Origin of the sequence: Streptomyces sp. NPDC057638, from assembly GCF_042800315.1 — a bacterium.
Lineage (GTDB): Bacteria > Actinomycetota > Actinomycetes > Streptomycetales > Streptomycetaceae > Streptomyces.
In genome coordinates, this window is record NZ_JBHVHF010000204.1 from 1 (window position 1) to 15060 (window position 15060).

Sequence of the window (15060 nt, forward strand, 5' to 3'; positions counted from 1 at the left end):
CCGGCGCCTGCCGCCCCACCCCGGCACACCGCGCGCGGGCCGGCCCCGGGCGCACCGTACGACGGTGGGGTACGTGACGGTCCGGCGCGTACGGTCACGGGGTGACCGGAGAGCGGGGGCTCGTCAGGTGTCTCCGACGGATCAGGCCGGGCCAGGAGGCGGGGTCTGTCCCCTGGGTACCAGGATCAGGCGTGGCCCAGGGGTGGCCCCTCCCGGGCCGCAGGGGGCAGGCGCAGGGCACGTGAACCCGGCGGGATCCATCGGACGGGCCGGCCCTAAGCTGGCCCGATGTTGAACAGTGCCCGGCTGCTCGTCCTGCTGGAGATCGCGCGCCGGGGCAGCATCGTGGCGGCCGCGCGGACGCTGCACCTGAGCCCCTCCGCCGTCTCCCACCAGTTGGCGCGGCTGGAGCAGGAGCTGGGGGTGGCGCTGGTCGAGCGCGCGCCGCAGAGCCTGCGGCTGACGGCGGCCGGGCAGCGGCTCGCCGAACACGCGCAGGCCATCGCCGATCTGATGGCGGAGGCCCGGGACGAGGCACGGGGGCACGCCGCCGGTGAGGCGGGGGTGCTGCGACTCGGCTTCTTCGCCTCGTCCGGTCTGGAGCTGCTGCCACGGGCGCTCTCGGCGTTCGCCACCCGGCGGCCGCATGTGGAGCTGGAGCTGATCCTGGGGCAGCCGCACGAATTGGTGCCGGACCTGGAGTCGGGCACCCTGGACGCGGCCGTCGTCTTCGAGCACCCCCTGGACCCCTGGTGCCGTCAGGCGGCCGTGGACGTGGAGATGCTCTTCGACGAGCCACCGCTGGTGGTGGTCGGGCCGGGGCACCGGCTCGGCCGCGGGACCCCGGTGCGGCTGGCCGCGCTGGAGGGCGAGACCTGGATCGGCACCCGGGGCGGGGACACGGGTGAGCCGGTGCTGGAGCGCGCCTGTGCCGCCGAGGGCTTTCTGCCCCGGGTCCGCTGCCGCAGTGACCACTATCAGGTGACCATCAACCTGGCCCGCGCGGGTATGGGGATCGCGCTCGTCCCGGCGCTGGGGCTCGGTGATACGGCGGGGGTGCGGGTCTGCCGTCTCGACCATCCGCGGCTGCACCGCAGGATCGGGGTCGCGACCCGGGCGACGAACCAGAACCCGCTGCTGCGCGCGTTCCTCACCGAGCTGCGGTCGGCCGCCGCCGAGGTCAGCACGCTCCTGGAGCCGTACCGGGTCTGACCTCGCGGCGACCCCGACCGCTCATCGTCCGGCGGGCCGCAGGGCCAGTGCGCCGAGGGCCTGGCCGACCTCCCGGATCGCGTGGACGGCGGCGCGTTCGGCCTCCGGCCCCAGCGCCGTGTCCCAGTGCGCCACCACCGCGTACGCGACGCGGCGCGCGCCCAGCAGGAGTCCCGCGTCGGCGCGGACCCCGGGATCGGTCCCGGTCTTGTTGGCGACGAGCAGACCACCGGGCGGCGGTGTGGGGAAGCCGGGCGCGTACGGGTCGTGGGCGAGCAGCGCGGGCACGAGGGTGTGGTCGGTGTTGGCGTACATCCAGCGCAGGAGCCGGCCCGAGGTCCCGGGCGAGTGCAGGGTGTCGCGTGCGGCGTGGGCCACGATCGCCGCGAGGTCCCGGGCGGTGCCGGTGGCGAAGAGCGGGGGCACCTCCGGCCGCTGGGACGTACCCCGCTCGTCGCGGACCCGGTCGTGGATGACCAGGCCGCCCGCGCCGAGGCGTTCGGCCAGTGCGCTGGTCGCGGTGCGGCCCACCAGCCGCAGCAGGGCGTTGGTGGCGGTGTTGTCGCTGACCGACGCGGTCAGCCAGCACAGGTCCCCGACCGTCCACACCTGTCCGCTCAGCCGGTGGATCAGCCCGGTGCCGTGGACGGTGTCCTCGGCGGTGAGCGGCACCGGTTCGTCCGCGCCCAGCTCGCCCGTCTCCAGCCGCCGCGCCACCTCGGCGAGGAGCAGCAGCTTGGCGGCGGACGCGACCGGCACCACCACACCGTCGTCATGGCCGGTGCTGTCACCGCCGTCGACGTCGACGGCGCACATCGTCAGCGTCAGCGGTACGGAGCGCCGCCGTACCGCCGCCGTCACCTCCTCCAGGTCCGTGCCGCCGACGTGGGGGCGAGGGCCTGGGTGCGGGGTCACCATCGTCGTATCTCCTTGTCATCCGTACCGCCCGGGGGCGGGTGTGGGGCTGGGCCGTCGTCGCGGTGGTGTGCGGTGTCCACTCGCTGAACACTTCTTCTCGGGCACGCCCTCCCGCACACCTTCGTGAACACGCGTCTTCTCACGGGCGTCTGTGAACACGCGTCTGTGAACACGCCTCCTTGTGGTGCGGCGGACACGTCACCTAAGGGGCGCGCGGCACGCCGTCACACACGCAGCACGGTGCCCGCGCGGGCGGCGGTGGGGTGGCCGTCGCGGACGGCCACCGTGCCCGCCACGACGACGGTGTGGAGTCCCTCCGGGGGCCGGAGGGGGTCGGCGAAGGTGGCGGTGTCGCGGATGGTGGCGGGATCGAAGACGACGAGGTCGGCGTGGGCGCCGTCGCGCAGGACGCCACGGGCGGTGAGACCGAAACGGCGGGCGGGCAGACCCGTCATCTTGTGTACCGCGGTCTCCAGCGGCAACAGCCCCTCCGCCCGGCCGTAGTGGCCGAGCACCCGGGCGAAGGTGCCCGCCCACCGGGGGTGGGGGCGACCGGGTTTGGGGACCCCGTCGGAGCCGATCATCGAGAGGGGGCTGGTGAGGACGCGGCGGACGTCGTCCTCGCGCATGGAGTGGCTGATGATGGTGACCTCACCGTGTTCGGCCAGCAGGAGATCGCAGACATAGTCCACGGGGTCGGCGCCGCGCGCGGCGGCCAGGTCGGCGATCCGCCGGCCCTCCACCTCCTGGTGGCGGGGCGCGGCGGCCACCCCGATCAGCTCCCAGCCACCGTTGCCGACGGTGTTCTCCCAGCCGGGGACGCCCTGGGTGATGTCCGCCCTGATCCGCTCGCGTACACCGGCCCCGCCCAGCCGCCCCAGCAGGGCGGTGATCCCTCCCTCGGTCACCCAGGGCGGCAGCATCGCGTGGAGCACGGTGCTGCCCGCCGTGTACGGGTACACGTCGCACAGGACGTCCACGCCGTCGGCGCGGGCCCGCTCCAGCCGGGGCAGCGTCCGCAGGGTGGCGCCCCAGCCGTGGCGGCCCGCCGTCTTGTGGTGCGAGACCTGAAGGGGCGCGCCGGAGCGGACGGCGATGTCCAGGGCCTCCTCGAGGGCGGCCTCCACCTGGGACATCTCATCCCGTAGATGGGTCACATACGGCTTGCCGTGACGGGCGGCCACGGTCGCGAGCGCCACGATCTCCTCGGTCGCCGCGTAACCGCCCGGCGGGTAGATGAGACCGGTGGAGAGCCCGGCCGCGCCCTCGGTCAGCGCGCGGTCCAGCAGGGCGCACATGGCGCGCAGTTCGCCGGAATCCGGTGGCCGGGCGTCGAAGCCCATGACTCCGGCGCGCAGGGTGCCGTGTCCCACGAGCGAGGCGATGTGCGTGGCGCGGCGGGCCGGGTCCTGTGCCGCGGCGAAGGCGTCCATGTCGGCGCCCGGCGCGAGCGGGCCGAGGCCGAACGTGACACGGAGGTGTTCGGCGAGTTCGGCGCGGCGCTCCGGGAGGGCCGGGAAGAGGCTGATGCCGCAGTTCCCGGCGATCTCCGTGGTGACGCCCTGGAGCAGGGGTGCGAGTCCCAGGGCGGCGGGAGGCGGGTCGGCGACGGCGGCGAGCGCGTCGGAGTGGGTGTGGACGTCGATGAAGCCGGGGGCGACGGCACGGCCGGTGGCGTCGATGACCTCGGCCGCCCGCCGGGGGCGTCCGGGGCGCAGGAGCACGATCCGTCCGCCACTGACGGCGATGTCCGCCTCCCTGGGTGGCGCGCCGGTGCCGTCGACCAGGGTGCCGCCGCGGACGATGAGGTCGTACGTCATCACAGCACCGTCGACAGGAAGGCCCGGGTGCGCTCATGGCGCGGGGCGGTGAACAGGTCGGCGGGGTGCCCCGACTCCACGACGGCGCCCTGGTCCATGAACAGGACACGGTCGGCGACCTCGCGGGCGAACGCCATCTCATGGGTGACCACGACCATGGTCATCCCGCCACGGGCCAGGTCGCGCAGGACGCCGAGGACCTCGCCGACGAGTTCGGGGTCGAGTGCGGAGGTCGGTTCGTCGCAGAGCATCACCGTGGGGTCCATGGCCAGCGCCCGTGCGATGGCGACCCGCTGCTGCTGGCCCCCGGAGAGCTGCGCGGGGTAGTGGTCGGCGTGGTCGGCGAGTCCGACGCGGGCCAGCAGTTCCCGGGCGCGCGCCTCGGCGCGTGCGCGGGGCGCGCGCTGGACGATGAGCGGGCCCTCCATGACGTTGTGCAGTGCGCTGCGGTGCGGGAAGAGGTGGAAGCGCTGGAAGACCATGCCGATGCGGGCCCGTTGTCCGCTGATGTCGCGTGGCCGCCGTTCCCGTACGGCGGTGCCCGAGGTGCCGTGCTCCTCGTAGCCGAGGAGTTCGCCGTCGACCCGTACGTACCCGGAGTCGATGGACTCCAGGAGGTTGAGACAGCGCAGCAGGGTGGACTTGCCGGAGCCGGAGGGGCCGATGACACAGAGCACCTCCCCCGCCCGTACGTCGAGGTCGACCCCCTTGAGAACCTCGGTGTCGCCGAAGCGCTTGCGCACGGCGCGGGCGCTGAGCACGGTGGCGGTCACGCGGACTCCTCCTGTCCGTCCCGGCCGGTCGAGCCGGGGGGCTGCGCGTTCTGACGCTCGGCCGCGGTCGGGGCGGCCGGGGTGGTGTGGTCGGGGATGGTCCCATCGGCCGCCGTACGCTCGGCCGCCCTACGGTCGGGTGCGATGCGGTCCGCCGTCGTACGGTCGGGTGCGCTCCGTCCCGGCCGGAGATGGGTGAGCACCCTGCGGCGCAGGGGCGGACCGCCGGGACGGTAGCGGCGCTCGATGGCGTGCTGGGCCACGCTGGCGACGGTGGTGAGCACCAAGTACCAGATGGAGGCCACCATCAGCAGCGCGATCACCTCGAAGTTGGCGAGGTAGAGATGCTGGGAGACCGTCATCAGATCGGCTCCGGCGATGACCGAGACCAGGGAGGTGGTCTTCAGCATGGAGACGAACTGGTTGCCGAACGGCGGGATGATGACCCGCATGGCCTGCGGGAGGACGACCCGCCGCAGAACCTGGCGGTTCGACATACCGAGGGAGGCGCCCGCCTCGCGCTGCCCGGGGTCGACGCTCTGGATGCCCGCGCGGACGATCTCGGCCATGTAGGCGCCCTCGTTGATGGAGAGCCCCAGGAGCGCGGCGACGAAGCCGGTGATGACCTGGTTGGTCTGCCACTCGACGAGTTTGGGGCCGTCGAAGGGGACACCGATCCCGATCACCGGGAAGAGCAGGGCGAGATTGAACCAGAAGATGAGCTGGACCAGCAGGGGCGTCCCCCGGAAGAACCAGGTGTAGGCGCTCGCCGTGGCGCGCAGCACCGGGCTCTCGGAGAGCTGCATCACGGCGACGAGCACACCGATGGCGACGCCGACGGCCATCGAGACGAGGGTGAGCTGGACCGTCACCCACAGGCCCGCCAGGATCACCGCGTCGAACTGGTACTGGGCGACGATGTCCCAGTGGAGGTGCGGATTGACGATGACCGTGTACGCGATCCAGGCCGCGCCGAAGACGGCGACGGCGATGGCGAGCCAGCGCCCGGGGCGGGGGCGGCGGACCAGACGCAGGGACGGTTCCCCGCCGGGCTCCCCCGACGGGGAGCGGGGCGCCGGGTCGTGCGCCGTGAGGGAGACGCTCACCCCCGCCCTCCCTGACCGTCGTTGACGGTGGCCCGGGAGACCGCGCTACCGCCGACGCCGTAGCGGTCGAGGATCTTCCGGTAGCCGCCGTCATCGATGAGGTCCTGGAGCGCCCGCTGTACGGCGTCGCGCAACCCGCTCTGGCCCTTGGCCACGGCGATCCCCCAGGGCGCGGTGCCGTACTGCTTCGGCAGCACCTCGTACCCCGCGTTCTTCGCCGCGAACAACTGCGCGACGGGATAGTCGACGATGGTCGCGACGGCGCGGCCGCTGTCGAGCTGGAGCAGACCGGTCGGCGCGTCCTCGCTCTGGGAGATCCGCATCTTCGTGGCGCACTCGGCGTTCTGCCGTGTGCCGATCTCCAGGTTGGAGCTGCCCTTGGCCAGGACGACCGGGTGTCCGCAGAGATCGGCGAGGGAGGCGATGTTCTCGGGATTGCCCTTCGCTGTCATGACCACGCCGCCCGTGCGGAAGTAGTCCACGAAGTCGACGGCCCGACGACGCTGGGGGCTGTCGGTCATGGAGGACATGACCAGGTCGAACCGGCCCGAGTTCAGCCCCGGGATGAGCCCGTCGAAGGCGGCGTTGACCAGTTCGAGGCGGAGCCCGAGCCGGTCGGCGAGGGCCCGCGCCAGATCGGGGTCCACACCGGTCAGCTCGCGCGAGCCGGGCTTGTACATCTCCATCGGTGGATAGCCCACGGCGGTGGCCACGCGCAGCACTCCCTTCTCGCGGTGCTCGTCGGGGAGCAGCGCGGTGGCGGACGTGCCCGCGTCCGCGCTCGCGGCTCCCCTCGGAGCGCCGCCCTCCTGGCCCTGCTGCACGGAACGCCCACAGCCGGTGGCCGCCAGCGCGACCACCACCATGGCGGCCGCCAGTGGGTACAGACGTCGGAGACCCATCGGAATCCCTCCCTCACGCGGTGATGTGGGCCGATGCTGGCAGCGGATCGGCGGTGAGCGGAAGATGATGAAGCTATTCATGCCTGAGCATCGAGAAAGGTGATGCTCGGGCGGCGGGGGCCGGGAGGCGGGGCCGGAGATCGGACCAGGGGGTGGGGAGAGCAGGTCTTGGGCAGGGGGCTCTTGGGCAGGGGCTCTTGGGCAGAGAGGCGGGGCTGGAGGCCGGGACCGGGAAACGGGACCGGGAAAACAGAGCGAAAAAGATCTGGACTGTGCGTCCAGATTGGACGTACAGTCCAGATATGGAGAGAGAAGTCGTCGAGCACGACCCCCGGGTGTGGATGTGGGACCCCGTGTGCCGAGCCGTCGCCCTGCTGCTCGGGCCCTATGCCGAAGTGGTGCTGCACGACGCGGGCCGGGACCGGGTGCTGGGCGTCTGGAACCCGATATCGCCCCGGGCGGTCGGGGATCCTTCCCTGCTCGGGGAGTTGGAGGAGCTCGACCCCTCCGGCCGGGATGTGTACGGACCGTATGAGAAGGTCCTGGCGGACGGGCGGCGCCTCTCCTCGGTCAGCGCGGTGCTGCGCGATGACGCGGGGGATCCCTCGGCGGTGCTCTGTGTCAATCTCGACCGCACCCCGCTGGAGCGGGCCGTGGCCATACTCAGCGCGTTCGGCGCCCCGACCGCGCCCCGGCCCGAACCACTCTTCGAGCAGGACTGGACCGAGCGGATCCAGTTCATCGTCGGCGGCTATGTCCGCGACCACGGCCGACCCGTCGAGCGGCTGGGCCGCGAGGACCGGCTCGCACTCGTCGGCCGGCTGGACGAGGCCGGGATCTTCTCGGTCCGCCGGGCCACACCGGTCGTCGCCGGGGCGCTGCACGCCTCCCGCTCCACCGTCTACGCGCTGCTCGCCGAGCACAGAGCCCAGAGGACCACACCATGACCCAGCTCCCCGACTTCCGGCTGGAGACGCACTTCTCCCGCTGGGAGTTCACCGCCCGTCACCATCTGACGGCCTCCGACGTCGAGACGATGACGCTGCGCGAACTGCTCGCACTGGGCGACGACGAGGACCGGCGGGCCTTCGAGGACCTCGCGCTGGGGTACACACCGACGTTCGGCGACCCCGCGCTGCGTGAGGTGATCGCGGAGATGTACGCGGAGGCGACGGCGGACGACGTCCTCTGCTTCGCCGGGGCCGAGGAGGGCCTCTATCTCGCGATGCGGGTGCTGCTCGGGCCCGGGGACCACGCGGTGGTGGTGACCCCGAACTACCAGGCGGCCGAGACCGTGCCGCTGTCGCTCTGCGAGGTGACGGGCGTCGCCCTGGACCCCGGGCGGGACTGGGCGCTGGACCTCGGGGAGATCGAGGCGGCCCTGCGGCCGACCACACGCGTGGTGTCGGTGAACTTCCCCAACAACCCCACCGGCAAGGTCATCGACGCCGCCGACTTCACCGCGCTGGCCCGGCTCTGTGACGAGCGGGGCATCCATCTCTTCAGCGACGAGGTCTACCGGGGCCTGGAGCGGGACCCGGCCCGTACCCTCCCCCAGGCCGCCGACCTCTCCGAGCGCGCCCTCTCGCTCAACGTGACGTCCAAGTCGCTGGGGCTGCCCGGGCTCCGGGTCGGCTGGATCACCTGCCGGGACCGGGAGCTGCTGTCCCGGCTGGAGCGCGCCAAGCACTACACCAGCATCTGCAACGCGGCTCCGAGCGAGGCCCTCGCCCGGATCGCCCTCAAGGCCCGCACCACGATCCTGGCCCGCAACAGGGAGCTGATAGCCGCGAACCTGCCGGTGTTCGACGCGTTCTTCGACCGCTTCGCCGATCTCTTCGACTGGCGGGCGCCCGACGGCGGCTGTGTCGCCTACCCCCGGTACCGGGGCCCCGAAGGGGTGGAGGAGTTCTGTGCCTCGCTGGTCGAGGAGGCCGGGGTGCTGCTGCTGCCCGCGAGCGTCTTCCGCTCGGAGCTGACTGCGACGCCCACCGACCGCTTCCGCGTCGGTGTCGGCCGCCGGGACCCGGAGGCCGGACTCACCGCGTTCGGCGACTGGCTGGAGAAGCGGCGGTGACCCCGCCCCTCCCCCCGGCCGCCGGGACCGACCAGAAATCGCAGTGGTGTTCACGGGAGAGATCGGTCGGGGCGATCCGGCCGGGGGCGAGGCGCAGGGCCGTGGTGGCGGTGGGGGTCGCCTTCGGCCACCGGGGCCCATCGGGCGATGCCGGACGGCCGTCGCGGGCGAAGGAGGTGATGTAGTCGATCATCCGGTGGGACAGGGCCCGCTGGGCGGAGGTGGTCAGGAGGTCATGTCCGCCGAGATCGAAGAGGTAGGGCAGGTCGGAGGCGTGTCCGGCGCCCTGCGGCAGCCCGGGGAGGCGCACCCCGGTGACATCGGGGGCGGTGGTGTCGGCGAACTCGTAGCCGTAGACCGTGGTGTGGGCGGCCAGGGCGCGCTGCGCGGCGAGGGTGGGGCAGGCCCAGCCGGAGTCCGTGACAACCGTGGCCCAGGCGAGCGCGGGTGAAGGGTACTTCCCCACCGGATAGCGCCCGGCCACGGCGGGCGCGCGGGTGCCGAAGGCGGTACGGAGCAGCTCCGAGTAGCCGGTGTCCGTCACCCGGGTCCGGCTCACCCGAAGGGCTCCGGCCACGAAGGTGCGGGCCTCGTCCCGGGTCCCCCCGGCCAGCACCGGGATCCGTGCGAAGCGGCCCTCGCGCAGCGCGCGTGCCGGATCGCCGGGCACCAGCTCGGTGCCCTGGGCGAGATGGTCGGCCACCGAGTTGTCGACCCTGAGCAGCTCCGGCACCGGTTTGTCCCGCATACAGGCGAGGGTGTCCGGCCCGTGGCAGCCGAGCCGCCGGGCGGCCCCGGCCCCCTGGGAGCGGTCCTCGGCCACGGGCACATAGGGGGTCTGGGGCGGGGAGTCGGGGTAGAAGGCCCCGGCGGGCCACTCCAGCAGACAGGAACCCGACATCAGGATCACCTTGTCGACCAGGTCACGGGCGTGCGGGGAGGTCAGCAGGGCACAGGCGGACATGGCTCCGGCCGACTGGCCGAAGACGGTGATGTTGTCGGGGTCGCCGCCGAAGACGGCCGCGTTCCGCTGGGCCCAGCGCACGGAGGCGAGCTGGTCGGCGAAGCCGAAGGAACCGGAGTCCTTGAGGCCGGGGAGCCCGAAGTAGCCGAGGACGCCCAGCCGGTAGTTGACGGTGATGACCACGACCCGGCCCCGTTCGACCAGCCGCCGTGCCCCGTAGTCGCCGCCGGAGCCGCTGATGAAGCCGCCGCCGTGCCACCAGACCATGACCGGCAACCGCTCCCCCGCCCGCCGTGAGCCCGGCGCGGTGACATGGAGGAAGAGGCAGTCCTCGGTGGTGGAGGGCTGGGCACCGGGGAGCGAGGGGGCCTGGGGGCAGCGCGGTCCGGGCGGAGCGGACGGAGCGGCGGAGCCAGGCCCGGCGGTGGAACCAGGCGGTCCGGACGGGCTGATGGGACGCGAAGCGGCCGGAGCGGGCAGGGCGGGGACACGGGCTGTCGGCGCGGGCCCCTCCGTACCGTCGGCGCCGGGCGGCGCAGGGGCGCTCCGGGCGGTGGCAGGGCGGACGGGGTGGGGCAGGGCCCAGCGGCGGTCGCCGGTCGGGGCGAGGGCGTAGCGGACACCGGTGAACTCATGGACGGAGCCGACGGACCTGCCATGGAGGGTGCCGCTGGTGGTGGTCACGGTCAGCGGCGCCGGAGCGTCGTGCGCGGACCGGGCCGCCCCGCCCCCGTCGCCGCAGCCGCCGGTCAGGAGGAGGAGCACGGTCAGGACCACCGCACCGGAACGTCGCATGGGCTCAGCATCGGTACGGCCCGGGGACGGCGCCGGTACGACAGGCCGGTCGGGGCCCGTGGATCACCGGAGTGGACCGGAGGCGCGGGTACGAACCGGCGAAGGGGGATCGGCACGGGCCGCCCCCTCCGGCGCGCCGCACGACCTCGCTCGTCTGCCCCGAGGCCCCGGACGGCGACGCCCCGGACCGCCGGACCGCGAGGCCGCGAAGCCCCCGGACCATCAGACCGTCGGGCCGCGAGCCGGACCACGAGCCAGGCCGCCGGGCCGCGAGCCGGACCGCCAGGCCGAGCTATACATCAGGTGTATACACACCATGTATAGTCGTCACATGTCCATCGGCCACACCCTCCTAGGACTCCTGGAGTCAGGCCCCCGCCATGGCTATGACCTCAAACGCACCTTCGACGTTCACTTCGGGCATGACCGTCGCCTGCCGTACGGGCAGGTGTACGCGACCATGTCACGCCTGCTCAGGAACGGGCGCGTCGAGCTCGACGGCGTCGAGGCGAGCGGCGGCCCCGACCGTAAGCGCTACGCCGTCACCGAGGCGGGGATCACCGAGGTGGGGCAGTGGCTGGCACAGCCGGAGAAACCCGACCCCTACCTCCAGTCCGTCCTCTACACCAAGGTGGTCATCGCCCTCCTCACCGACCGGGGCGCCGCCGAGGTGCTCGATACCCAGCGCCACGAGCACTTGCGGATGATGCGCGTCCTGACCGACCGCAAGCGCGGCGTGGAGCTGACCCACCAGCTCATCTGCGACCACGCGCTCTTCCATCTGGAGGCCGATCTGCGCTGGCTGGAGCTGACCGCCGCCCGGCTGGACGCGCTGGCCAGGGCGGTCGCCGCGGACTGAACCGGCGCACCGCAGCCGGAAGCCGACCGCGACCGGCGCACAGCCGGTCCAGGGGTGCGCCCAGCGCGGGCGGCGCCCGCCGGACCACCAGCCCACCCCGTCCCGGACCCCGGACCACCACCGCCCACGGCGCGGCCACCCGGCCCCCCACCTCCGTACCACCGACCGGCCCGTGAGCGCCGGCCATCCACCGCGCCCCGCGGAACCCGTCTACCAAGCGATACATAAGCCCGATATCAGACAAAAGACTTGAAACATCTAGAACGACTGCGATCCGCGCATCGCGCACAGCATCTTGACCCCTCTCGCCACATGCGCCCCATTTACCACAGGGAGCGCACAGCGAGAATGACCCGTACACCCGGCCCCCGCGCCACCGACGACAGGCACTCCATGTACCGCACCCACGACGAGCCGCACGACGGCACCGGTCGCATCCACCCCACCAGTGGTGCCCCGCTGCTCGCCGCCCGCGAGCTGCGCAAGACCTACGCGCGGACCCCCGCGCTCGACGGGGCCTCCTTCGCCATACGTACCGGCGAGGTGGTGGCCATCATGGGTCCCTCCGGTTCGGGCAAGTCCACCCTGCTCCACTGTCTCGCCGGGATCATCCGCCCCGACACGGGGACCATCGACTACCAGGGTCGCGATCTGGCCACGATGCCGGACGCGGCGCGCAGCGCGCTGCGGCGGGACGCGTTCGGGTTCGTCTTCCAGTTCGGCCAGCTCGTGCCGGAGCTGAGCTGTCTGGAGAACGTGGCGCTGCCCCTGCGACTGGCGGGCGTGCGACGCGGGGACGCGCACCGGACCGCGCGGGAGTGGCTGGCCCGGCTGGAGGTCGACGACGTCGGCGACCAGCGGCCCGGGGAGGTCTCCGGTGGTCAGGGGCAGCGGGTCGCGGTCGCCCGTGCCCTGGTGACCTCGCCCCGCGTGGTCTTCGCCGACGAGCCGACCGGCGCGCTGGACTCCCTCAACGGGGAGCGGGTCATGCGACTGCTGACGGACACGGCCCGCTCGGGCGACACGGCCGTCGTGCTGGTCACCCATGAGTCCCGGGTCGCGGCCTACTCGGACCGCGAGGTCATCGTCCGTGACGGCCGGGTGTATGACGCGGCGGTGGCCCAGTGAGCGGGAACTCCCTGACCGGCGGGGCCGCCCGGGGCATCACACCGGGCCCGTCCGACCCGCTGCCCGCCCCGCCGCCGGGGTTCCCCCCGGCCGGCCGGGGCGGTGCGCCCGGTGTCCGTGGCTGGGTCCGTGATCTGGCCCTGGGGCTGCGGTTCGCCGTCGCGGGCGGGCGGCGCGGCTGGACCCGTACCGGACTCACCGCCCTCGGGGTGGGACTCGGCGTGGCCATGCTGCTGCTGGCCTCCTCCCTGCCAGGACTGCTGGAGAACCGGGACGACCGGAAGGCCGCCCGGGATGTCGCCACCACCGCGCTGGACCAGCCGACGGCCGGTTCCTTCCTCTTCCGGGACACCGGGACGGTCTTCCGGGGCAACGCCGTGACCGGAAGGCTCGTCCACCACGACAGCGAGGGCACGCCTGACGCCCCGCCCGGTCTGACTCGGCTGCCGGGGCCCGGTGAGATCGCCGTCTCGCCCGCCCTGGGCGAACTGCTGCGCTCCCCCGGCGGGAAACTGCTGCGGGAGCGGCTGCCCCAGCGGATCACGGCCACCATCGGCGCGCCCGGTCTGATCGGCCCCGACGAGCTGCACTACTACGCCGGTCAGAAGCTCACCGAGGAGTCGGCGAGCGGCCGCGCCGAAGGGTTCGGCAAGGACGCCACCCCCGGTGAGGGGCTCAACGGGATCCTGCTGCTCATCGTCCTGATCGCCTGTATCGCGCTGCTGATGCCGGTGGCGGTCTTCATCGGTACGGCGGCCCGCTTCGGCGGCGAACAGCGCGACCGGAGGCTGGCCGCGCTGCGGCTGGTGGGCGCCGACCGGGCGGCCACCCGCAGGGTCGCCGCCGGTGAGTCGCTCGCCGGGGCGGTGCTCGGACTGCTCACCGGTGGCCTCCTCTTCCTGCTGGGGCGCCAGTTCGCGGACCGGGTGCGGATCTGGGACATCACCGCGTTCCCGTCGGACATCGCCCCGAGCCCGGTGCTGGGCACGCTGATCGCCGTGGCCGTACCGACGGCGGCGGTCGCGGTGACGGTGTTCGCCCTGCGTCAGGTCTCCATCGAGCCCCTGGGCGTGGTCCGCAACGCGCGCCCGCGCCGCCGTGGTCTGCTGTGGCGGCTGGCCGCTCCCGTCGTCGGCACCCTGCTGCTGGCGGCACAGGCGGGCGGCGTCTCCCTCGGGGACACCTCGATCGACTCGTTCCAGATCGGCCTCGGCGCCATCCTGGTGCTCGTCGGCCTCACCCTGCTGCTGCCGTGGCTGGTGGAGACCGTGGTGAACCGCGCCGACGGCGGCCCGGTCGCCTGGCAGCTCGCCATGCGGCGGCTCCAGCTCAGCAGCGGTACGGCCGCCCGCGCGGTGAGCGGCATCGTGGTCGCGGCGGCGGGGGCCATCGCGCTCCAGATGCTGTTCGGCTCGGTCCAGGGCCAGTTCGTCAAGCCGACCGGTATGGATCCCCGGCGGGCCCAGGTCGACACGTCGCTCACGGTGGCGGACGGCGACGCGGGACGCGCGTCCTTCGCCGCGTACCAGAAGGCGAAGGGGGTCACCCGGGCGATGGGGCTGATGGAGGCCCGTCTCTACCGCGTGGGCGCGCCGGAGTCCGACGGCTTCGTCCCCTACTCGGCGGTCGCGGTCGCCGACTGCGCCGGGCTGCGGGAGCTGGCCCAGCTGCCCTCCTGCGCCGACGGTGATGTCTTCGTGGTCCGGGAGAGGGACCCGATGGGCCCGCTCTACCCCTACTCCCCGCGCCCGGGTGCGGTGATCGCCCTGTCCGAGCCGCCGGAGAAGGGCGCGCCGTCGGCCGCGTCCCAGTGGCGGATCCCCGCCGACGCCCGTGTGGTGGCGCACCGGACGGACCCGGTCGGCGGCCGTTTCGCGGGGGTCCTCGCGACCCCGTCCGCGCTGGACGCCGACCGGCTGGAGGAGCCCACGGCCCGGACGCTGATCCAGCTGGACTCCTCGGTCCCGGACGCGCTGGAGCATGTGCGCAACGCCGCCGCCCGGCTCAGCCCGCTGGCCTCGGTGACCGCCCTCCAGGAGACGGAGCTGGACGACAAGTTCTCCAGCGTGCGCACGGGCGTCTTCGTCGGGGCGACCCTGACGATGGTCCTGATCGCCGTCTCCCTGCTGGTCTCCACCCTGGAACAGCTCCGGGACCGCCGCCGGCTGCTCGCGGTGCTGGTCGCCTTCGGCACCCGGCGTTCCACCCTGAGCTGGTCGGTGCTGTGGCAGACGGCCGTACCCATGCTGCTGGGGCTGGCGCTGTCGGTCGGCGCGGGACTGGGTCTCGGTGTGCTGCTGCTGCGGATGGTGGACACCCGCGTCACCGACTGGTGGGGTTTCCTCCCGATCACGGCCGTCGGCGGCGCCCTCATCGCGCTGGTGACGCTGCTGAGCCTGCCGTCCCTGTGGCGGATGATGCGCCCGGAGGGTCTGCGGACGGAGTAGCCGTACCCGCCGCCCGTACGAACGGGGCCCGCCGTTCCCGTACCGCCCTGGTGGTACGT

12 protein-coding genes are annotated in these 15060 nt (G+C 73.2%); 6 read left to right on the forward strand and 6 right to left on the reverse strand.

What is annotated here, in order from left to right:
• Positions 1-288: 288 nt before the first annotated feature.
• Positions 289-1212: a LysR family transcriptional regulator gene (locus ACFVIM_RS24240; protein WP_384304941.1), complete on the forward strand. Its 924-nt coding sequence runs from the start codon at positions 289-291 to the stop codon at positions 1210-1212.
• Between the two features lie 21 nt (positions 1213-1233).
• Here the strand turns inward: ACFVIM_RS24240 and ACFVIM_RS24245 are convergent, their stop codons facing one another.
• The 5 genes from ACFVIM_RS24245 to ACFVIM_RS24265 form a co-directional block, all read right to left on the reverse strand.
• A complete protein-coding gene (locus tag ACFVIM_RS24245; protein WP_384304944.1) occupies positions 1234-2130 on the reverse strand; it encodes a serine hydrolase in 897 nt (298 codons plus the stop codon).
• Positions 2131-2354: 224 nt separating this feature from the next.
• The gene (locus ACFVIM_RS24250) at positions 2355-3950 is read right to left on the reverse strand and encodes an amidohydrolase family protein (protein ID WP_384304947.1); all 1596 of its coding nucleotides are present in this window, start codon (positions 3948-3950) and stop codon (positions 2355-2357) included.
• Positions 3950-4711 carry an amino acid ABC transporter ATP-binding protein gene (locus ACFVIM_RS24255; RefSeq protein WP_384304968.1) on the reverse strand — a complete coding sequence of 254 codons (762 nt, stop codon included), beginning with the start codon at positions 4709-4711 and terminating at the stop codon, positions 3950-3952. The genes ACFVIM_RS24250 and ACFVIM_RS24255 overlap by 1 nt, the downstream gene beginning before the upstream one ends.
• 8 nt (positions 4712-4719) lie before the next feature.
• A complete protein-coding gene (locus ACFVIM_RS24260) occupies positions 4720-5829 on the reverse strand; it encodes an amino acid ABC transporter permease (RefSeq protein WP_384304950.1) in 1110 nt (369 codons plus the stop codon).
• Positions 5826-6731: an ABC transporter substrate-binding protein gene (locus ACFVIM_RS24265; RefSeq protein ID WP_384304953.1), complete on the reverse strand. Its 906-nt coding sequence runs from the start codon at positions 6729-6731 to the stop codon at positions 5826-5828. Before ACFVIM_RS24265 ends, ACFVIM_RS24260 begins: the two co-directional genes overlap by 4 nt.
• A gap of 302 nt (positions 6732-7033) precedes the next feature.
• Between ACFVIM_RS24265 and ACFVIM_RS24270 the strand changes: the two genes are divergently transcribed.
• On the forward strand, positions 7034-7678 hold the full coding sequence (locus tag ACFVIM_RS24270) for a transcriptional regulator (protein ID WP_384304956.1): 645 nt from the start codon (positions 7034-7036) through the stop codon (positions 7676-7678).
• Positions 7675-8808 carry an aminotransferase class I/II-fold pyridoxal phosphate-dependent enzyme gene (locus ACFVIM_RS24275; protein ID WP_384304958.1) on the forward strand — a complete coding sequence of 378 codons (1134 nt, stop codon included), beginning with the start codon at positions 7675-7677 and terminating at the stop codon, positions 8806-8808. The genes ACFVIM_RS24270 and ACFVIM_RS24275 overlap by 4 nt, the downstream gene beginning before the upstream one ends.
• Here the strand turns inward: ACFVIM_RS24275 and ACFVIM_RS24280 are convergent.
• Positions 8771-10567 carry a carboxylesterase family protein gene (locus tag ACFVIM_RS24280; RefSeq protein WP_384304960.1) on the reverse strand — a complete coding sequence of 599 codons (1797 nt, stop codon included), beginning with the start codon at positions 10565-10567 and terminating at the stop codon, positions 8771-8773. The genes ACFVIM_RS24275 and ACFVIM_RS24280 overlap by 38 nt on opposite strands.
• 331 nt (positions 10568-10898) lie before the next feature.
• Between ACFVIM_RS24280 and ACFVIM_RS24285 the strand changes: the two genes are divergently transcribed.
• From ACFVIM_RS24285 to ACFVIM_RS24295, 3 genes are all read left to right on the forward strand, one after another.
• Positions 10899-11426 (forward strand): PadR family transcriptional regulator, encoded by a 528-nt coding sequence (locus ACFVIM_RS24285; RefSeq protein ID WP_384304963.1) that lies wholly within the window; start codon positions 10899-10901, stop codon positions 11424-11426.
• Positions 11427-11819: 393 nt separating this feature from the next.
• The gene (locus ACFVIM_RS24290; RefSeq protein ID WP_384304971.1) at positions 11820-12554 is read left to right on the forward strand and encodes an ABC transporter ATP-binding protein; all 735 of its coding nucleotides are present in this window, start codon (positions 11820-11822) and stop codon (positions 12552-12554) included.
• Positions 12551-15001 carry an ABC transporter permease gene (locus tag ACFVIM_RS24295; protein ID WP_384304965.1) on the forward strand — a complete coding sequence of 817 codons (2451 nt, stop codon included), beginning with the start codon at positions 12551-12553 and terminating at the stop codon, positions 14999-15001. Before ACFVIM_RS24290 ends, ACFVIM_RS24295 begins: the two co-directional genes overlap by 4 nt.
• The last annotated feature ends 59 nt before the right edge of the window (positions 15002-15060 follow it).

Coding starts and splice junctions, on each gene's coding strand:
- ACFVIM_RS24245 (WP_384304944.1), bottom strand. CDS start 2,130: ATGGTGACCCCGCACCCAGGCCCTCGCCCCCACGTCGGCGGCACGGAC.
- ACFVIM_RS24290 (WP_384304971.1), top strand. CDS start 11,820: ATGTACCGCACCCACGACGAGCCGCACGACGGCACCGGTCGCATCCAC.
- ACFVIM_RS24265 (WP_384304953.1), bottom strand. CDS start 6,731: ATGGGTCTCCGACGTCTGTACCCACTGGCGGCCGCCATGGTGGTGGTC.
- ACFVIM_RS24240 (WP_384304941.1), top strand. CDS start 289: ATGTTGAACAGTGCCCGGCTGCTCGTCCTGCTGGAGATCGCGCGCCGG.
- ACFVIM_RS24280 (WP_384304960.1), bottom strand. CDS start 10,567: ATGCGACGTTCCGGTGCGGTGGTCCTGACCGTGCTCCTCCTCCTGACC.
- ACFVIM_RS24285 (WP_384304963.1), top strand. CDS start 10,899: ATGTCCATCGGCCACACCCTCCTAGGACTCCTGGAGTCAGGCCCCCGC.
- ACFVIM_RS24270 (WP_384304956.1), top strand. CDS start 7,034: ATGGAGAGAGAAGTCGTCGAGCACGACCCCCGGGTGTGGATGTGGGAC.
- ACFVIM_RS24275 (WP_384304958.1), top strand. CDS start 7,675: ATGACCCAGCTCCCCGACTTCCGGCTGGAGACGCACTTCTCCCGCTGG.
- ACFVIM_RS24250 (WP_384304947.1), bottom strand. CDS start 3,950: ATGACGTACGACCTCATCGTCCGCGGCGGCACCCTGGTCGACGGCACC.